Source organism: Microbacterium pasadenense, assembly GCF_047246565.1.
Lineage (GTDB): Bacteria > Actinomycetota > Actinomycetes > Actinomycetales > Microbacteriaceae > Microbacterium.
Genome location: NZ_JBFOKN010000002.1, coordinates 839851 through 859103 on the forward strand (window position 1 = coordinate 839851; position 19253 = coordinate 859103).

Annotated in this window: 18 protein-coding genes; 1 reads left to right on the plus strand and 17 read right to left on the minus strand. The window is 70.6% G+C overall.

Features of this window, described 5'->3' with window-relative positions:
- Positions 1 to 55: 55 nt before the first annotated feature.
- The 6 genes from AB3M83_RS10220 to dnaE all read right to left on the minus strand — a co-directional run bounded on the left by AB3M83_RS10220 (position 56) and on the right by dnaE (position 9210).
- Entirely contained in the window at positions 56 to 1552 is a 1497-nt protein-coding gene (locus tag AB3M83_RS10220; protein ID WP_412947706.1) for a hypothetical protein, read from the minus strand.
- Between the two features lie 75 nt (positions 1553 to 1627).
- Positions 1628 to 2656, minus strand: a complete 1029-nt coding sequence (locus AB3M83_RS10225; RefSeq protein WP_412947708.1) for a quinone-dependent dihydroorotate dehydrogenase — start codon at positions 2654 to 2656, stop codon at positions 1628 to 1630.
- Between the two features lie 67 nt (positions 2657 to 2723).
- Positions 2724 to 3197, minus strand: coding sequence for a transcriptional regulator NrdR (nrdR, locus tag AB3M83_RS10230; RefSeq protein WP_412947710.1), 474 nt, complete (start codon positions 3195 to 3197; stop codon positions 2724 to 2726).
- Positions 3198 to 3209: 12 nt separating this feature from the next.
- The gene (gene hisD / locus AB3M83_RS10235; protein WP_412947712.1) at positions 3210 to 4511 is read right to left on the minus strand and encodes a histidinol dehydrogenase; all 1302 of its coding nucleotides are present in this window, start codon (positions 4509 to 4511) and stop codon (positions 3210 to 3212) included.
- A 20-nt stretch (positions 4512 to 4531) separates the two neighbouring features.
- Positions 4532 to 5626 (minus strand): hypothetical protein, encoded by a 1095-nt coding sequence (locus tag AB3M83_RS10240; RefSeq protein WP_412947713.1) that lies wholly within the window; start codon positions 5624 to 5626, stop codon positions 4532 to 4534.
- 65 nt (positions 5627 to 5691) lie between these two features.
- A complete protein-coding gene (gene dnaE, locus AB3M83_RS10245) occupies positions 5692 to 9210 on the minus strand; it encodes a DNA polymerase III subunit alpha (protein WP_412947714.1) in 3519 nt (1172 codons plus the stop codon).
- Between the two features lie 126 nt (positions 9211 to 9336).
- Between dnaE and AB3M83_RS10250 the strand changes: the two genes are divergently transcribed.
- Positions 9337 to 9810, plus strand: coding sequence for an NUDIX hydrolase (locus AB3M83_RS10250; RefSeq protein ID WP_412947715.1), 474 nt, complete (start codon positions 9337 to 9339; stop codon positions 9808 to 9810).
- Between the two features lies 1 nt (position 9811).
- Here AB3M83_RS10250 and AB3M83_RS10255 read toward each other — a convergent pair whose 3' ends face one another.
- From AB3M83_RS10255 to AB3M83_RS10305, 11 genes are all read right to left on the minus strand, one after another.
- The gene (locus AB3M83_RS10255) at positions 9812 to 10381 is read right to left on the minus strand and encodes a GNAT family N-acetyltransferase (RefSeq protein ID WP_412947716.1); all 570 of its coding nucleotides are present in this window, start codon (positions 10379 to 10381) and stop codon (positions 9812 to 9814) included.
- A 78-nt stretch (positions 10382 to 10459) separates the two neighbouring features.
- Positions 10460 to 11380 (minus strand): RluA family pseudouridine synthase, encoded by a 921-nt coding sequence (locus AB3M83_RS10260; protein WP_412947717.1) that lies wholly within the window; start codon positions 11378 to 11380, stop codon positions 10460 to 10462.
- Position 11381: 1 nt separating this feature from the next.
- Positions 11382 to 11948, minus strand: coding sequence for a signal peptidase II (gene lspA, locus AB3M83_RS10265; protein ID WP_412947718.1), 567 nt, complete (start codon positions 11946 to 11948; stop codon positions 11382 to 11384).
- An 11-nt stretch (positions 11949 to 11959) separates the two neighbouring features.
- Positions 11960 to 12565 carry a DivIVA domain-containing protein gene (locus AB3M83_RS10270; RefSeq protein ID WP_412947719.1) on the minus strand — a complete coding sequence of 202 codons (606 nt, stop codon included), beginning with the start codon at positions 12563 to 12565 and terminating at the stop codon, positions 11960 to 11962.
- A 111-nt stretch (positions 12566 to 12676) separates the two neighbouring features.
- A complete protein-coding gene (locus tag AB3M83_RS10275; RefSeq protein WP_412947720.1) occupies positions 12677 to 12979 on the minus strand; it encodes a YggT family protein in 303 nt (100 codons plus the stop codon).
- Positions 12980 to 12983: 4 nt separating this feature from the next.
- The gene (locus AB3M83_RS10280; protein WP_412947721.1) at positions 12984 to 13430 is read right to left on the minus strand and encodes a cell division protein SepF; all 447 of its coding nucleotides are present in this window, start codon (positions 13428 to 13430) and stop codon (positions 12984 to 12986) included.
- 31 nt (positions 13431 to 13461) lie between these two features.
- Positions 13462 to 14151 carry a YggS family pyridoxal phosphate-dependent enzyme gene (locus AB3M83_RS10285; protein ID WP_412947722.1) on the minus strand — a complete coding sequence of 230 codons (690 nt, stop codon included), beginning with the start codon at positions 14149 to 14151 and terminating at the stop codon, positions 13462 to 13464.
- Positions 14152 to 14155: 4 nt separating this feature from the next.
- On the minus strand, positions 14156 to 15316 hold the full coding sequence (gene ftsZ / locus AB3M83_RS10290) for a cell division protein FtsZ (RefSeq protein WP_412947724.1): 1161 nt from the start codon (positions 15314 to 15316) through the stop codon (positions 14156 to 14158).
- 155 nt (positions 15317 to 15471) lie between these two features.
- A complete protein-coding gene (locus AB3M83_RS10295; RefSeq protein WP_412947726.1) occupies positions 15472 to 16659 on the minus strand; it encodes an FtsQ-type POTRA domain-containing protein in 1188 nt (395 codons plus the stop codon).
- Between the two features lie 2 nt (positions 16660 to 16661).
- A complete protein-coding gene (murC, locus tag AB3M83_RS10300; protein WP_412947728.1) occupies positions 16662 to 18062 on the minus strand; it encodes a UDP-N-acetylmuramate--L-alanine ligase in 1401 nt (466 codons plus the stop codon).
- Between the two features lie 109 nt (positions 18063 to 18171).
- Positions 18172 to 19245 carry a UDP-N-acetylglucosamine--N-acetylmuramyl-(pentapeptide) pyrophosphoryl-undecaprenol N-acetylglucosamine transferase gene (locus AB3M83_RS10305; RefSeq protein WP_412947729.1) on the minus strand — a complete coding sequence of 358 codons (1074 nt, stop codon included), beginning with the start codon at positions 19243 to 19245 and terminating at the stop codon, positions 18172 to 18174.
- Positions 19246 to 19253 lie beyond the last annotated feature (8 nt).

Sequence of the window (19253 nt, forward strand, 5' to 3'; positions counted from 1 at the left end):
CACGAGAAAGGCCCCGCACCGGTGAGGTGCGGGGCCTTCGTCGTTGCGCGATGCGTTACGTGCTCATCACCTTGTAGCTGTAGGTGACCGTGACGCTCTCAGCGAAGAAGTAGCTGTACTCCGCCGTGGCCGCGGCGACCCCGAGTCGTCTGGTCGAAGGAGGCAGCCCCAGCCACCCTGCCGACGACGAGCCGATCTGCATGGTGGTGAGCTTCTTCGTCGGGTCGGACTCGGGCCCATACCCCCACACTGCTTCACCGGCGATGTCCGACGCCCGGAGCGACATCTTCACCTTCGCGCCGCCGTACTTCTCAGCCTTCACGACCGCGCTCGGTACGGACACGGTGCCGAAGGAGAGCAGCGAGATCACATCTTCTCCGAAGTAGGCATCGAAGCCGAGGCACCCGACCGTGCCGCCGTAGATCTCGCAGAGGCCGAGCTCATCGGCGTCGAGAGGCGTATACCTCTTGAGGATCGAAGCGGCGGTGTAGGTCTTCTTCGTCGTCTTCGTGACGAGCTTTCCTGCCTTGACGGTCACCGATGTGGAGGCGGTCTTCGTGGCACCTTCGGGACCCTTCATCGACACCTTCACGGCGTAGGTGCCGGGAACGACCTTGCCCTTCACCTTGCCGTTCCACGTCGCGGACCACTTCTTCGATGACGTCAGCTTCCACGACGCGACCGTCTTGCCCTTCCTGGTCACCTTCACAGCTCCCGAGGTCTTGACGGTGTCGCCGGTGCTGGAGGCGCTGGACACGCTGAACCGTGTGGCGTCGAGGTAGCCGTCCTTCGTCGGGTACAGGGTCCGGGCTGATGCGGTGATCGCCGTCTTCGTCACCGCGACGTTCGTGACGGTCAGCGACGCCTTCGCCATCGCCGACGCCCCCTGCGCCCGGGCCGTGAAGACGAGCTTCGCCGTCCCCACCGCGAGCGAGGAACCAGTGACGGTCGTCTTGGTGGAGGCGCCGGTCGAGGACGCCACCGCGTGCGTCACCTTCTTCTTCCCGACGGCGGCCGTGACGGTCCCGGAGAACGGAATCGTGAGTCCGGTCTCGTCCCGGGCGTAGACCTTCGCGACGGCCGATCGCGCCACCGCCTTCTTGTAGGTGTAGACGACGCTCCGATCGAGCGACATCACGGCGAACTGCGGCTGACCCGACCCGACGATCACCTTGCGCGACTGGGTCTCGCCGCCGTCAGGGGTCGCGCGCAGGGCGAATCCGCCGGCACGCGTCACGCCGCTGAGATCCAGATCGACCGTGGCGACCAGATTCTCATCCGTCAGGGTCACGCTCGGCAGGTCCCGGACCACGGTCTCGTCCGCGGGATCGACGAGCTGAAGCGCGACCGTGGTGGCGATGTCCGAGCGAACGTCGAATGTCGTCGTGTCGCGGACGCCATCGCCGGCGGGGAGCGTCAGCACGGACGGCTCGCTCACGGTGACCGATGCGACCACCGGTGCGGCGTCGTCGGCGGCAGCCGCCGATGCGCCGGTGAGCGAGAGCGCAGTGATCGTCGCGAAGACGACCGGCGCGGCCAAGAGTTTTTTCATCGAGTTGTTCCCATCACCCAGTGGTAGATGAGAGAACTCTAATGTGCGCCGGACCTACCGCGAGACCGCGGACGGTCAGGCAGTCAGGCGGGCGAGCTCGCGGTTGATCTGGCGCGCCCAGAACGGCCCGCGGTAGGCGAAGGCCGTGTAGCCCTGCACCAGGGTGGCGCCAGCGGCGAGCCGCTCGGCGACGTCCGCTCCGGTCTCGACTCCCCCGGCGGCGATGACGCAGAAGTCGGGCGGGACGGCGGCGCGCACACGACGCAGCACCTCGAGCGAGCGCGCCTTCAGCGGCGCACCGGAGAGACCGCCCGCTCCCATCGCCTCGACCGATGCGGCATCCGTCGACAGTCCGTCGCGGGAGATCGTCGTGTTCGTCGCGACGAGGCCGGCCAGCCCCGCGTCCACGGCGAGGCGTGCGATGCCGTCGATCTCGTCGTCGGCCAGGTCGGGGGCGATCTTGACGAGCAGCGGCGTGCGGCCGGCGGCATCGCGCACGGCCTCGAGGAGCGGCCGGAGGGTCTCCGCCGCCTGCAGGCCGCGGAGTCCCGGCGTGTTCGGCGACGACACGTTGACGACGAGGTAGTCCGCGACGGGAGCCACCAGGCGGGTGCTCGCGACGTAGTCGGCGGTGGCGTCCGCCACGTCGACCACGCGCGATTTGCCGATGTTGGCACCCAGGACGGGACGTGACGACCGGCTGCGCAGTCGGCGGAGGCGCTCCGCGGCAGCCGCGGCGCCCCGGTTGTTGAATCCCATCCGATTGATGAGCGCACGATCCGCGACGAGACGGAACAGGCGCGGGCGGGGATTGCCCTCCTGGGCGATCGCGGTGACCGTGCCGACTTCGATGTGCCCGAAGCCGAGAGCGTGCAGCCCCATCGCCGCGACGGCGTTCTTGTCGAAGCCGGCGGCCACACCGAACGGCGAGTCGAACACGAGCCCGAGAGCCTCGGTGCGCAGCTGCGGAGCCGGCCGAGTGAGGGCGCGGACGATCCACGACAGCGGACGGCGCCCGGCGAGCCGGATCACCGGCATCGCGAGGTGGTGCGCGTTCTCGGGGTCGAGGCGACGGAGGACGAGGTCGAAGAGGAGGCGGTACATCGCCTCCAGCCTAGAGCCGGCTCGCGCTCCGCCGATGCCGCTCCCGGTGAAGGCGACGCGACGGTTGTCAGCTCTCGGTGCGCTGCAGCTTCGCGGCCTGGTCCGCGCGCAGCTGCCCGATCGCGGCGTCGAAGTCCTCGAGCGTCTCGAACGCCTGGTAGACGCTGGCGAAGCGCAGGTAGGCGATCTCGTCGAGCTCGCGGAGCGGCCCGAGGATCGCCAGCCCGATCTCGTTCGTGTCGATCTGCGAGGTGCCCGTCTGGCGGACCGCCTCTTCGACCGCCTGGGCGAGCACCGCGAGGTCCGCCTCGGTCACCGGTCGGCCCTGACATGCCTTCCGGACGCCCGACATGACCTTCTCGCGACTGAAGGGCTCGACGACCCCGGACCGCTTGATCACGTTGAGGCTGGCGGTCTCGATCGTCGAGAAGCGGCCGCCGCATTCGGGGCACTGGCGGCGACGCCGGATGCTGAGGCCGTCGTCGCTCGTCCGGGAGTCGATGACCCGGGAGTCGGAATGGCGGCAGAAGGGACAGTGCATCTCGGTTCCAGCCTATGCCTCGAAGCGCGCGGTGACGGCCTCGCCGTGGGCGGGGAGCACCTCGGCCGTCGCGAGCGTGACGATGTCGTCGCGCACCGCCGCCAGCGCCTCGCGGTCGTAGGTGATGACCTGCTGCGGGCGGAGGAAGGTGGATGCCGAGAGCCCGGCCGCGTAGCGCGCCTGGCCGCCGGTGGGAAGCACGTGGTTGCTGCCGGCGAGGTAGTCGCCCAGGCTGACGGGCGTCCACGGCCCGACGAACACGGCACCGGCGTTGACGAAGTCCTCGGCGCGGGGGTCGCTCAGGTGCAGCTCGAGGTGCTCGGGGGCGTAGGCGTTGCTGAACGCGGTCGCCGTCGCGAGGTCGTCGACCAGGACGATCGCGGACTGCGGCCCGGCGAGGGCCTGCGCGATCCGGCCGGCGTGCAGGGTCGCCGCCGCGCGGCGCTCGACCGCGTCCGACACAGCCGAGGCGAGGGACTCGGATGCCGTCACCAGCACCGCCGCGGCCTGCTCGTCGTGCTCGGCCTGGCTGACGAGGTCTGCCGCCACGAGATCGGCATCGGCGGAGTCGTCGGCGACGACGAGGATCTCGGTCGCGCCGGCTTCGGAGTCGGTGCCGACCATGCCCGCCACGACGCGCTTGGCGAGGGCCACGAAGTTGTTGCCCGGGCCCGAGATCACGTCGACGCGTTCGAGTCCCAGTTCCGGGACGCCGTGCGCATAGGCTCCGATCGCCCCGGCGCCGCCCATCGCGTAGACCTCCGTCACCCCGAGAAGCCTGGCGGCGGCGAGGATCACCGGGTGCACGCGCCCGCCGTGCTCGTGCTGCGGCGGCGACGCGAGCGCCACCGAGGTGACACCGGCGACCTGCGCGGGCACGACGTTCATGACGACGCTCGAGGGGTACACCGCCTTGCCGCCGGGGACGTACACGCCCACGCGCCGGACGGGACGCCACCGCTGCTCGACGCGGGCGCCGGCCCCGAGCTCGGTGACGACGGGCGGCGGGACCTGGGCGGCCGACGCGCGGCGGACGCGATCGATCGCCTTCTCGAGGGCGCTCCGGATGTCCGCGTCCAGCGAGGCGAGCGCCTCGTCGAGGTGCGCCTCGGGGACCCGGACGTCGTGCCCGTCGACGCGGTCGAAGCGGGACGCCTGCTCGCGCAGGGCGTCCTCGCCGCGGGCCGCGACATCGGCGACGATCGCCGCCGCCGTGGCGAGGGCCTCGTCTCGAGCTGCGGATGCGCGCGGCACAGCCGCGAGCAGGTCATTGGGGGACGTGGCGCGGCCGCGCAGGTCGATCGTGCGGAGCATCCTTCCAGATTACCGGGAGGTCAGCCGCGGGTGACGCCCGAGACGTCGGTGAGGTATCCGATCCGGCCGTCCTCGTGGCGCACGACGAAGCTGTCGCCGCGGTCCTCGATGACGAGCGCCCACGCGGTCGGTCCGATGCGGAACAGAGGGATGCCGTTCTCGTCGACGACGTCACGCTCGACCGGGGCGAGCGCCCAGAACGCCTGGTGGGCGGGAGCCGGGATCGGCGCCGGCTCGCTCTCGTCGATCGGGTCGCCGAACGGTGCCGGGTCGGGATCGACCGACGGCGCAGCCATCGTGTAGCGGGCGTCGGAGATCGGCCGGGCGACGACGGGACGCGCCGCACGCGCGACGCGGTGCGCGGTCGACTCGTGACGGTGCAGGAAGTCCTCGTGGAACGGCGGGATGAACGGCGCGACGACCGTGAGGGCGACGCCGGCGAGCATCAGCACGACCTCGACCCAGACGACCCAGCTGCTCAGCCAGAAGCCGCTGTCGATGCCGCGGGCGATGTTGCCCCACAGCCAGCTCAGCCACACGAGGGCGGACACCGAGAAGGCGACCGACGCGAACTGGTCGATGCCCAGCGACCCGAACCGGCGGATCCCCTGCGGCGAGAACCGACGCAGCACGATCAGGAAGACTGCGACGGTGGGTGCCGCGATGCCGAGCACCCAGTCGATGCCGGACGTCCAGACCGTCGCGCCCCCGCCGATGAGGCGGCTCACGTCGGTGTCGACGTACAGCGGGAAGAAGGAGAAGAGGAAGGCCAGCGCCCACACCCCGAGCAGGGTGACCTCTCGCAGCGAGAACGGCCCGACGCCGTACTGCGGCGGGGCGCCGTCCTCACCGTGTGCGGCGGGGAAGGCGGCATCCGGCGCGCCCGACTCGTCCGGCGTGGTCGGCTCGTCCGCGAAAGCCGGCCCGGCGGCGCTCTCCGGCTGCCAGGAGTCCAGTCCGGAGTAGTCGGCCGTCTCGGCGTGCACCGGCTCGGCCGCGGGTGCAGCCTCGCCGTACGCAGAGGTCGCGGGCTCTCGCACCGCCGTGTCGGTAACGTCGTCGTACGCGAACTCCGGCTCCTCCGGGTTCTCGGGGGTCGTCTTCTCGTCGGTCACGATGCTCCTTCCGGACGGCGCGAATCCACGCCGCCTGCGATCCTACCCTCGTCGGCCCGCGCGGTTCAGCCCAGGCACTGCGGGCCGAGCAGCCCCTTGAGCTCGCCGTACAGGTCCACCGACACGCCGACCTGGGCCGGCACCTCGAACACCTTCGCGGTTCCGCCCCGGTGCAGCTTCAGCGTCACCTCGGTCGACCCGGGGTGCCGGTCGAACACCGCCGCGAGCTGACCGATGGTGGTCTCGCTGGCCCGATGCTCGGGGATCAGCAGCACGAGGGGTCCCGAGGCGTCCACGGCGCCCAGGTCCGGCGAGAAGGCGGACTGTCCGTGCAGGTTGCGGCCGTCGTCGCGCTGCGACACACGCCCCCGCACGACGAGGATCGCATCGGCCTGCAGCATCGACTGGAACTCGGTGTACGTCTTGCCCATGAACATGACGGTGACCTCACCGTCGAAGTCCTCGACGGTGATCATGCCGTAGGGGTTGCCGCTCTGCTTCGCCACGCGATGCTGCACGCTCGTCACGAGTCCGGCGATGGTGACCTGGTCGCCGTCGTTGATGTCGTCGGATGCCAGCAGGTCGTGGATCGACGTCGACGCGTGCTTGGCGAGGGGGATCTCCAGCCCGGCCAGCGGGTGGTCGGAGACGTAGAGGCCGAGCATCTCGCGCTCGAACGCCAGCTTGTCCTTCTTGGTCCACTCCGGGCGCTCCGGCACACGGGCCGCCTGCTGCGGCTCGTCGTCGCCCCACAGGCTGTCGAAGTCGAACCCGACCTCGCCGTTCGCCTCGCGCCTCTTGTCGAGGACGGCCTGCTCGGTGGCGTCCTCGTGGATCTCCATGAGGGCACGACGCGTCGCGCCGAGCGAGTCGAACCCGCCGGCCTTGATCAGCGACTCGACCGTGCGCTTGTTGGCGACGTGCGCCGGCACCCGCGCCAGGAAGTCGTGGAAGCTCGTGTAGGGGCCGTCCTCGCGCCCGGCGATGATCCCGTCGACGACGTTCGCGCCGACATTGCGGACCGCACCGAGACCGAAGCGGATGTCCTGGCCGACGGCGGCGAAGTACCGGATCGACTCCGCGACGTCCGGCGGCAGCACCCGGATGCCCATGCGGCGGCATTCGTTCAAGTAGACCGCCATCTTGTCCTTCGAGTCGCCGACGCTCGTGAGCAGCGCCGCCATGTACTCGGCGGGGTAATGGGCTTTGAGGTAGGCGGTCCAGTACGAGACCAGTCCGTACGCGACGGAGTGCGCCTTGTTGAAGGCGTAGTCGGAGAAGGGCAGCAGGATGTCCCACAGCGCCTTGATCGCCGCCTCGCCGAAGCCCCGCTCCTTCATGCCGCCCGAGAAGCCCTCGTACTGCTTGTCGAGCTCGGACTTCTTCTTCTTTCCCATGGCGCGGCGCAGGATGTCGGCCTGGCCGAGCGAGAACCCGGCCACCTTCTGCGCGATCGCCATGACCTGCTCTTGATAGATGATCAAGCCGTACGTGGTGTCGAGGATGTCCCGCAGTGGCTCCTCGAGCTCGGGATGGATCGGCGTGATGGGCTGGAGGCCGTTCTTCCGCAGCGCGTAGTTCGTGTGCGAGTTCGCCCCCATCGGGCCCGGACGGTACAGGGCGATGACGGCCGAGATGTCCTCGAAGTTGTCGGGCTTCATGAGCCGCAGCAGCGACCGCATGGGACCGCCGTCGAGCTGGAACACGCCGAGGGTGTCGCCGCGGGTCAGCAGGTCGTAGGCCGCACGGTCGTCCAGTGGCAGCTTGTCGAGGTCGATCTCCTCGCCGCGGTTCGAGCGGATGTTGTCGAGCGCGTCGGAGATGATCGTGAGGTTCCGGAGCCCCAGGAAGTCCATCTTGATGAGACCGAGCGTCTCGCAGGACGGATAGTCGAACTGCGTGACGATCTGGCCGTCCTGCTCGCGGCGCATGATCGGGATGATGTCGAGCAGCGGCTCGGACGACATGATGACACCGGCGGCGTGCACGCCCCACTGGCGCTTCAGCCCCTCGAGTCCGAGCGCGCGCTCGAAGACCGTCTTGGCCTCGGCGTCCGTGTCGATCAGCGCACGGAACTCGCTGGCCTCCTTGTACCGCGGGTGCGCAGAATCGAACATGCCGTCCAGCGGCATGTCCTTGCCCATGACCGGGGGCGGCATCGCCTTGGTGAGGCGCTCGCCCATGCTGAACGGGAAGCCGAGCACACGACCGGCATCCTTCAGGGCCTGCTTCGACTTGATGGTGCCGTACGTCACGATCTGCGCCACGCGCTCGGAGCCGTACTTCTCGGTGACGTAGTCGATGACCTCGCCGCGACGCCGATCGTCGAAGTCGACATCGAAGTCGGGCATCGACACGCGGTCCGGGTTGAGGAAGCGCTCGAAGATGAGCCCGTGCTCGAGCGGGTCGAGGTCGGTGATGCGCATCGCGTACGCCACCATGGACCCGGCACCGGAGCCGCGCCCGGGGCCGACCCGGATGCCGTGGTCCTTGGCCCAGTTGATGAAGTCCGCGACGACGAGGAAGTAGCCGGGGAACCCCATCTGCAGGATGATCCCGGTCTCGTACTCGGCCTGCGCGCGCACGCGGTCGGGGATCCCGGCGGGGTACCGGTAGTGGAGCCCGTTCTCCACCTCCTTGATGAGCCAGCTGTCCTCGGTCTCGCCGTCGGGCACCGGGAACCGCGGCATGTAGTTGGCGGAGGTGTTGAACCCGACCTCGCACCGCTCCGCGATGAGCAGGGTGTTGTCACACGCCTCGGGGTGGTCGCGGAAGAGCTGGCGCATCTCCTGCGCCGTCTTGATGTAGTAGCCGTCGCCGTCGAACTTGAAGCGGTTCGGGTCGTCGAGCGTCGAACCCGACTGCACGCAGAGCAGGGCCTCGTGGGCGTCGGCCTCGTGCTGGTGGGTGTAGTGCGAGTCGTTCGTCGCGACGAGCGGGATGTCGAGGTCCTTCGCGAGCCGCAGCAGGTCGGTCATGACCCGGCGCTCGATGGAGAGACCGTGGTCCATGATCTCGGCGAAGTAGTTCTCCTTGCCGAAGATGTCCTGGAACTCTGCCGCCGCCGCCCGTGCCGCCTCGTACTGTCCCAGTCGCAGGCGGGTCTGCACCTCGCCCGAGGGGCATCCCGTCGTCGCGATGAGCCCCTTGCCGTAGGTCTGCAGCAGCTCGCGGTCCATGCGCGGCTTGAAGTAGTAGCCCTCCATGCTCGAGCGTGAACTGAGCCGGAAGAGGTTGTGCATGCCCTCGGTGCTCTGGCTCCACATGGTCATGTGGGTGTAGGCGCCCGACCCCGAGACGTCGTCGCTCTTCTGGTCGGGCGAGCCCCACGCGACCCGGGACTTGTCGCTTCGGTGGGTGCCGGGGGTGACGTACGCCTCGAGGCCGATGATGGGCTTCACCCCGGCGTTCTTCGCGGCGCGGTAGAACTCGAACGCGGCGAAGGTGTTGCCGTGGTCGGTGACGGCGATGGCCGGCATCCCGTACTCGGCCGCAGCCTGCGTCATCGCGTTGATCTTGGCGGCGCCGTCGAGCATCGAGTATTCGCTGTGCACGTGCAGATGGACGAAGGAATCGGATGCCACCCCCCGAGTCTACGAAGCCGCCCGACATCCTCGGCCCGGGATCGCCGTCCGCCGCGCAGGTGGGTTCAGGTTCGACGTGAAGGTGAGCGTTCCGGCATCCGCGACCGGGAACCCTAGGCTGGCGGCATGGCCACTCCTGACTTCGTCCTGTCGCTGCGCGAGAAGATCGGCACCGCTCCCCTGCCCCTCGTCGGGGTGACGGCAATCGTCTTCAAGGACGAGAAGGTCCTGATCGGCCGCCGCGCGGACAACGGCTCGTGGCAGCCGGTCTCGGGGATCGTCGACCCCGGCGAGGAGCCGGCCGACGCGGTCGTCCGCGAGTGCCTCGAGGAGGCCGGGGTCACCGTCCGGGTCACCCGGCTCGCACACGTCCAGCAGGTCCCCCGCATCGTCTACGACAACGGCGACCAGGTGGACTACCTCGACCTCGTGTTCCGTGCCGACTGGGTGTCGGGCGAGCCCCACCCCGCCGACGGCGAGGTCACCGAGGTCGGCTGGTACGGTCTCGGCGAACTCGTCGAGGTGGAGCAGTCGCACGTCCGCAAGATCGCCCTGGCGATCGCGGAGGACGACCCCGCGTCGTTCGCCGGCGGCCGCTGACTCAGCCCAGATCGAGCCGCATCAGCACGCGGGGGAACCCGTTCAGCGTCGACGTCGTGTCCGCCGCCTTGCGGAAGCCGGCCCGTTCGAACAGGGACCGCGTGCCGACGTACGCCATCGTCAGGTCGACCTTCTCGCCGCCGTTGTCGACGGGATACCCCTCCACGGCGGGGGCGCCGCTCGTCCGCGCGTAGTCGACGGCGCCGGCAAGGAGTGCGTGCGACAGTCCGGCGCCCCGATGCCCCGGGCGCACCCGGATGCACCAGACGCTCCACACGTCCAGGTCGTCGAGGTGCGGGATCCTCCGGTTCGTCGCGAAGGAGGTGTCGGCGCGCGGGTGCACCGCAGCCCACCCGACGACCTCGTCCCCGTCGTAGGCCAGGACGCCCGGCGGCCCCCGCCGCATGAGCTCGCGGATGCGGTCGCCCCGCGCCTCGCGATGCAGCGCCGCGTTCTCCTTGGCAGCCACCCGATAGCTGAGGCACCAGCAGACGTCGGCGTCCGGTCGCCGAGGCCCGAGCATGGTGGCGACATCGGCGAACTCGGTCGCCGCCCGCACCTCGATGGACATGGCGAACAGGATGCCACGACCTCCGGTCGGGCACGACCCTCCCCGTGAGCGCGGGATCCGTTCCCGCCGGTCAGCGGGTCAGTCGCCGCGCAGCAGGTCGAGAGCGTGGGCCAGGTCGGCCGGATAGTCGGATGCGAACGTCACCCAGTCGGTCGTCACGGGATGCGCGAACGACAGCTCGCGGGCGTGCAGCCACTGCCGGGTCAGCCCCAGGCGCTGCGCCACGGTCGGGTCGGCCCCGTACAGCGGGTCTCCCACGCACGGATGCCGGTGCGCCGCCATGTGCACGCGGATCTGGTGGGTGCGCCCGGTTTCGAGGTGCACCTCGAGCAGCGACGCGCCGGGGAACGCCTCGAGCGTCTCGTAGTGGGTGACGGAGTCCTTGCCGGTGGGCGTCACCGCGAACTTCCAGGAGTGGCTGGGATGCCGACCGATCGGCGCGTCGATCGTGCCGGTCAGCGGGTCGGGATGCCCCTGCACGACGGCGTGGTAGATCTTGTCGACCTCACGCTCCTTGAAGGCGCGTTTCAGGGCGGTGTAGGCGCGCTCGGTCTTCGCGACCACCATCAGGCCGCTCGTCCCGACATCGAGGCGATGGACGACGCCCTGCCGTTCGGCAGCCCCCGACGTCGCGATCCGGAAGCCCGCCGCGGCGAGGGCGCCCACGACGGTCGGCCCCTCCCAGCCCAGGGAGGGATGGGCGGCGACGCCCGCGGGCTTGTCGACGACGACGATCTCGTCATCGTCGTGGACGATGCCGAGATCGGGAACCGCGATCGGAACGATCTCGGGCTCGCGCTTGTCCTCCCACGTCACCTCCAGCCAGCCGCCGGCGACGAGCTTGTCCGACTTGCCGGCCGTGCGACCGTCGACGGCGACGCCGCCCGCTTCGGCGACCTCGGCGCCGAAGGTGCGCGAGAACCCCAGCAGCTTCGCCAGCGCGGCATCCACGCGGACGCCGTCGAGCCCGTCCGGGACGGGGAGAGCGCGGGTGGGCATCTCAGTCGGTCTTCTCGACGGCGGGCTCCGCGGCGACGTCGTCCTTCTCGCGACTGCCGTCGAAGCGGACGCCGAGCAGGACGAGCACGGCGACCGAGATCATCATCGTGACGATGAACATGTCCGCGATGTTGTAGATCGCCGAGGGGAAGCCGAGCCACATCCACGGCGTGTGGATGAAGTCGACGACATGACCGACGAGGAGACCCGGCTCCCGGAGCACGCGGTCGGTCAGGTTCCCGAGGATGCCGCCGAGCAGCAGACCGAGGATCACGGCCCACGCCCGGGAGCGGACGCGCGTCGCCGCGAGGACGACGATGGCGACGGCGGCGGCGGCCATGACGAGGGTGAAGACCCACGTGACGCCCTCGCCGAGCGAGAACGCGGCGCCGGGATTGCGGGTCAGGTACAGCTGGAGGAAGTCGCCGAGCACGGGAACCGTCTCCTGGTAGGGGAGGTCCTGGAGGGCGAGGTACTTGGTGAACTGATCAGCGGCCAGCACCACCACCGCGAGGATCGCGATGATGGTGCCGGCCGCCGCAGTACGCAGAGGCGTTCTGCTCGACAAGGCGTCGAGTGTCAGGACGCGATGGGCGTGGCGCCCGACGTGCCTGCCACGTCGAGGTCGCGGAGCTTCTCTTCGATGAAGCCGCGCAGCTGGACGCGGTAGTCGCGCTCGAACTGGCGGAGCTCGCCGATGCGGGTCTCGAGGGTGCCGCGCTCGTTCTCCAGGCGCGTCATCTCCTCACGTGCCTTCGTGCGGGCCTCGGTGAGGATCGAGTCGGCCTCGGCCTGCGCCTCGGCGACGAGCTTCTCCTTCTGGGCCTTTCCTTCGGCGACGTGCTCGTCGTGCAGGCGCTGGGCCAGCTCGATGATGCCGGCGGAGGCGGCCGCGGGAGCGAGGGCGCCGGTGGGCTCGGCGGGAGCCTCGGCCGGTGCCGGCTGCTCGGCGGGGGCCTCGGCGACGGGCTCGGGGGCCTCGTCGGCGGCCGGAGCCTCGGCGGGGGTCTCGCCCGACTCGTAGGCGGCCAGCTTGGCCTTCAGTTCCTCGTTCTCAGCGATGGTCTTGCGCCACTCGACGACGATCTCGTCGAGGAAGTCATCGACCTCGTCCGGGTCGAAACCCTCCTTGAACCGGACGTGCTGGAACTGCTTTGTGACAACGTCTTCAGGAGTCAAAGGCATGTGTCTTTCCTCTTTCGGGGCTCAGGAGGCGGGCCAGTCAACAGATGACCCGCGGGGCGCGAGCCGTACCCCGACAGCATAGTCCGCACCCACGGCGGGGTGGGACTCGAGTCAGAGCCGGCTCAGCACCTGCGTGACGGACAACAGGACGAAACAGCAGAGCATCGTGACCGGATAGCCCAGGTCGAGGGCGATCGGCCCGATGCGCAGCGGCGGGAGGATGCGGCGGAAGAACCGCAGCGGCGGATCGGTGATCGTGAAGACCGCTTCCGCCACCACGAGGCCGGCGCCCCGGGGGCGCCACTCGCGATTGAACATCGGGATGTACTCGAGGATCAGGCGCGCCAGGAGGAACAGCACGTAGATCAGCAGCAGCGTGTTGAGGACTCCGGCGATGAAGCCGACGATCTGCACGACGTCAGGAGGTGAACGGGGTGGAGTCGGCGTCGCCCTGAGCGATCGCCCCCTCACCCGACACTGCGATGTTCTCGGGCGAGAGCAGGAACACCTTGCTGGTGACCCGCTCGATACGGCCGTACAGACCCAGCGACAGACCGCTCGCGAAGTCGATGAGGCGGCGCGCGTCGGCGTCGCTCATCTGCGAGAGGTTGATGATGATCGGGATGCCGTCGCGGAAGTTCTCGGCGATCGCCTGCGCGTCGCGGTACTGCTTCGGGTGGACGGTGACGATCTCGCTGATGGCGGCCGGTGCAGCCTGACGGACCACGGCCGGCCGGTGGATCGGCGTCACCGGTGCGGTCTTGTTCTCGACCTGCTTCTCACGGCGCGGAGCCGGCTCCTCGTAGACCTCTTCCTCATCGGCGAGGCCCAGGTAAACCATGGTCTTCTTGAGCGGGTTCGACATCGCATCCTCCGTTTGCTCGTCTGTGTCGAGGCTATCCGTGCACGGGCCGCGGGCCCGTGATTGCCGACCCGATCCGCAGGTGTGTCGCACCCGCCGCGATCGCGTCGACGAAGTCGCCGGTCATCCCGGCGGAGATCCAGGCGGCGTCCGGCACGACGCGTCGCACGTCCGCTGCGCACGCCGCGAGCCGCGCGAAGGCGGCGGCGGGGGCTTCGTCGAGCGGTGCGACCCCCATGACGCCCCGCAGGCGCAGTGAGGGGCAGGATGCCGCGACATGCTCCGCCAGAGCGGTGACACCGTCCACCGCCACGCCGCCGCGACCCGGGTCGTCGGTGAGGTTCACCTGCAGCAGGACATCGAGGGGGCCTGCGATGTCCTCCTCGGGCCGGGCTGCGTGCAGCGCGTCCGCCAGGCGGGGGCGGTCGACGGAATGCACGGCGTCCGCCGCGAGCCGGATGGCGCGGGCCTTGTTGGTCTGCGCCTGCCCGATGAAGTGCCAGCGCAGCGGCTCCCCCGCGTAGTCCGCCCGCTTCGCCGTCAGCTCCTGCTGCCGGTTCTCCCCCACGTCGTGCACGCCGAGGGCGGCGAGGTCGTCGATGAGCGAGACCGGATGGAACTTCGTGACGACGATGCGAGTCAGGCTGGACGGATCGCGGCCCGCCGACCGAGCGGCATCCGCGATGCGCGCGTCGACGTCGGCGAGCCGCGACCGGAGATCCACCGGCTTACTTCAGGAAATCGGGGATGTCGAGGTCGTCGTCGCCGAAGGCCGAGTCGTACTCGGAGCTCGAGGCCGGAGCCGAGACCGAGACCGACTCGCGCGGCGCGGCCGCCTCGGCGGCGGCCAGGTCGCGGGCGACCGTGTCGGCGGGCAGCGGCGGCAGCACCGGGGCGCTGGCGGGACGCGTCGCCATGATCGGCTCCACCTTCGCCGACGGCTCGCCGCCGTCGAAGCCGGCGGCGATGACGGTGACCCGCACCTCGTCGCCGAGGGTGTCGTCGATGACGGTTCCGAAGATGATGTTGGCCTCGGGGTGCGCGGCCTCCTTCACCAGCTGCGCCGCGTCGTTGATCTCGAAGATGCCGAGGTTGGAGCCGCCCTGGATCGAGAGCAGCACGCCGTGCGCACCCTCGATCGAGGCCTCGAGCAGCGGCGACTCGACCGCCAGCTCTGCAGCCTTGATGGCGCGGTCGGCGCCGCGCGCGGAGCCGATGCCCATGAGCGCCGAGCCGGCACCCTGCATGACCGACTTGACGTCGGCGAAGTCGAGGTTGATGAGACCGGGCGTCGTGATGAGGTCGGTGATGCCCTGGACACCGGCGAGGAGGACCTGGTCGGCGGTCGCGAACGCCTCGATCATCGAGATGCCGCGGTCGCTGATCTCGAGCAGGCGGTCGTTCGGCACCACGATGAGGGTGTCGACCTCTTCCTTCAGCTTCGCCACGCCGGTCTCGGCCTGGGTCTGCCGGCGGCGACCCTCGAACGAGAACGGCTTCGTGACGACACCGATGGTCAGCGCGCCGATCGACTTCGCGATCCGGGCGACGACGGGGGCGCCGCCGGTGCCGGTGCCGCCGCCCTCTCCGGCGGTGACGAAGACCATGTCGGCGCCGGCGAGGGCCTCCTCGATCTCCTCGGCGTGGTCCTCTGCGGCGCGGCGACCCACCTCGGGGTCGGCACCCGCTCCGAGGCCTCGCGTCAGCTCACGACCGACGTCGAGCTTGATGTCGGCGTCGCTCATCAGCAGCGCCTGGGCATCCGTGTTGACGGCGATGAACTCGACGCCGCGCAGGCCGAGCTCGATCATGCGATTGACGGCGTTGACACCGCCACCGCCCACGCCAACGACCTTGATGACTGCAAGGTAGTTCTGGTTCTGGCTCACGCCGGCCTCCGTATCGTCCACACCGTGGGTTAAACCTTCAACCTCAACCAGAGGTTTAAAGAATTGCCCGGTATGCAATTCCTGATTCCGAAAGTAGGCGCGGTCGGGACGCGCGACGGCACCGGTGCGGGCGTGTCGCGAGATCGGGTCCGTGATCAGCGGATGACGACGGCGCCGGGCGAGGAGATGTCGTACATCTCGACCTCGTCGGGAGGGCTGGCGCTCATCGCGGCGGCGAGGACGACCGCCTTCTCCGCGGAGTCGGCGCTGCTCCCCCACAGCACGTCCGCGCCGTCGATCGTCAGGGTGACGTCGTTCGGGGTCGTGGCGGACATGGCGCTCACCCGCGTGCGCAGGTCCTCGGGCAGGGAGCGGTACACCGCCCCGGTGGCGCCGAAGGCCCGCGAGCCCGGGCCGCCCGCGACGTCGAGACGCGGGTAGCCCTTCGGCGCCTTCTTCGTCGTCTGCAGGGCCACGCCCGCGGCGTCCACGAGGGTGTGACCGGCCTTCGACGACACCGACCCGATCGGGGTGCGCTCGACGATCCGCACGACGAGCTCCTGCGGCGGGCGCGCCTCGACGGTGTAGGTCTCCACGAGCGGGAACCCGACGAGCGCCGCCTTCACCTCGCTCGAGTCGACGAGCGCGAGCGGGATGCCCATCTGGCCGCCCAGCGCCGCCTCGACGGCGTCGGCGTCGAGGCGGTCGGTCCCGACCACCGTGATCTCCGAGACGGCGAACAGCGGGCTGTACGCGGTGGCGACGGCCCCCAGCCCGACGATCACGACCGCGCCGAGCCCCGCGATCCACGCATTGCGGCGGCGGCGCTGGCGGGCCGTGAACCGTCGGATCTCGCGGCGCAGCGCCCGGCGCCGGGCACGGGCGGCGGTCCACACGTCCCGCCAGCCGAGGGGCCGGTCCTCCGGAGCGTCGGCGGTGAGGTCGGTGTCGCCGGTGCGATCGGTCGGCGGTGAGTCGGCGGGAGCCGAGGCGACGTCGTCGTCCGGCTCGACCCGCCCGTCAACCGGTGGGGCGAACGGCACCACCGGGGCGAGGGGTCCCGACTCGCCGAACGGCTCGAGCGGGACGGTCTCGTCGTGGGGGCCCGGCGCCGCCGGGCCGGCCGCCCGGTCCGCGGAGAACGGCGCCGGATCGTCGTGGACGGTGTCGGCGGGTCCGGCACCCGAGCGACGGGCGCTTCCGGCGGGTCGGCGCGCCGGGGCCGGCAGGAGCGGCTCGGACCGATCGGGTCCACCCGTGTCGCCCTGCGCACCCGACCCGTCGGACGGCTCGGCCGAGGAATGCGCCGGCGGCGTCGACGGCAGCGGAGACGGCCGTCGCATCGCTAGTCCTGCTCCGACCCGAGTGCGCTCAGGACCTGAGGGATGATGCGGTACACGTCGCCGCAGCCGAGGGTGATGACGTAGTCCCCGGGCTGCGCGACGGACGCCGTGTAGTCGGCCGCCTGCTGCCAGTCGGCGACGAAGTGCACCCGATCGGCATCCGTGAAGGCGCCGCTCACGAGCTCGCCCGTGACGCCGGGCACCGGGTCCTCGCGCGCGCCGTACACGTCCAGGACGACGGTGTGGTCGGCGTGCGACTCGAGGACGTCCGCGAACTCGCGGTACATGGCCTGCGTGCGCGAATAGGTGTGCGGCTGGTGGAGCGCGATGATGCGCCCCTCGCCCACGACGGTGCGGGCGGCGGAGAGCGCCGCGGCGACCTCGGTCGGGTGGTGGGCGTAGTCGTCGTACACGCTGACACCGGAACGGATGCCGTGCAGCTCGAAGCGCCGGACGGTGCCGCCGAACTCCTCGACCGCCCGCAGCGCGGGCTCGAGGTCGTAGCCGAGGGTGAGCAGCACCGCGACGGCCCCCGCGGCGTTCACGGCGTTGTGGGAACCCGGCACGGCGAGGCGTCCCGAGGCCGTGGCATCGCCGTGGTGCAGCGTGAAGGACACCGGACCGTCCGTGACGATGTCGGTCACGCGCACGTCCGCGCCCTCGGACTCGCCGAACGTCAGCACGCGGGAGTGGCTCAGCGACGCGCGGACCTCGCGGGCGCCGGCATCGTCGGCCGAGATGACGACGGCCTCGCGGGCGGCGTCGGCGAATCGGACGAAGCCGTCGTAGAAGGCCTCGCGGGAACCCCAGTGGTCGAGGTGGTCCGGATCGACGTTGGTGATCAGGGCGACGGCCGTGTCGTAGAGCAGGAAGGAGCCGTCCGACTCATCCGCCTCGATGACGAACACGTCGTCCGACCCGGTCGCGCTCGAGACGCCGAGGGACGCGATGACACCGCCGTTGACGAACGTGGGGTCGGCGCCGGCCGCCCGCAGCGCCGTCACGATCATGCCGGTCGACGTGGTCTTGCCGTGGGCTCCGGCGACGCTCACCAGTCGACGTCCGCCGACGAGCCAGTGCAGTGCCTGCGAGCGGTGCAGCACGGCGACGCCGCGGTCCTTCGCCCGCAGGTACTCGGGGTTCTCGGGCCAGATGGCGCCGGTGAAGACGACGGCGTCGACGTCGTCCGGCAGGTTCGCCGCGGCGTGACCCACCGAGACGACGGCACCGCGAGCGGCGAGGGCCTGCATCGCGGCGCTGTCGGAGCGGTCGGATCCCGACACGCGGATGCCACGGTCGAGGAACATCCCGGCGAGGCCCGACATGCCGGACCCGCCGATCCCGATGAAGTGGGCGGCGGTGATGTCCGAGGGCATCGGGAGCGTGAGATCGGGTCGAATCATGGCCAGACAAGTCTAGGTCGGCGACCCCGGACGTTCGCTGCGGCGCGCTGCGCCGACCCGGGCATCCGTTCCGCACCGTCTCCCGCGGCCGCGGGCCGTCGGCCGGTGGTCAGCGCCCCCGCGCGCGGTCGATGAGCGCGACGACGTTCTCGCTGCCGGTGCGCGTGCCGACGCCGGCCGCCGCGGCGCGCATCCGGGTGAGGGCGTCGGCGTCGCGGATGAGCGGCACGACGTGCGAGCGCACCCGGTCAGCCGTGAACGACGCGTCGTCGATCAGGATCGCCGCCCCGGCGCGCACCGCCGATGCCGCGTTCAGCGCCTGCTCGCCGTTTCCGACGGCGTACGGCACGTAGATCGCGGGGAGTCCGAGCGCGCTGATCTCGCTCACCGTGGCGGCGCCGGAGCGCGACACGATGACGTCCGCGAGCGCGAAGGCGAGGTCCATCCGGTCGATGTAGGGGACCACACGGTACGACGGGTCGCCCGGATCGGCGAGCTCGTTCCGCTCCCCCACCGCGTGCAGGATCTGCCAGCCGGCATCCGTCACATCGCGCCACGCCTCGGCGAAGGCCGCGTTCAGCCGCCGGGCACCGAGCGAACCGCCGAACACCAGCAGCACCGGACGCGCAGGGTCGAGTCCGAAGGCGGCGGCCGCCTCACTCCGGAGGCCCTCCCGATCCAGCGAGACGATCTCGGGGCGCAGCGGCATGCCGACGACCTCCGCGCCGCGCAGCGGCGTGCCGTCGAAGGCGACGCCGGATGCCGCGGCCCGGCGGGCGCCGAGGATGTTGGCGAGGCCGGGCTTGGCGTTCGCCTCGTGCACGACGTAGGGGACGTGCGATCGCTGCGCGGCGAGGTACGCGGGGGCGGACGCATAGCCGCCGAACCCCACGATGACGTCGACACCGCGGTCGCGGATGTGAGCGCGCACCTGGCGCATCGCTCGCGCGAACCGGGCGGGGAAGCGGAGGGCGGCCGCGTTCGGCCGGCGCGGGAAGGGCACCTTGTCGACGAACAGCAGCTCGTAGCCGCGGAGCGGCACGAGCCGCGCCTCGAGCCCCTCGCGGGTGCCGAGGACGAGCACCGTCGCCTCGGGCTCGCGGGCGCGCAGGGCGTCCGCGACGGCGAGCAGCGGGTTCACGTGGCCTGCGGTCCCGCCGCCGGCCAGAAGGTACGTCGTCACCGGATCGA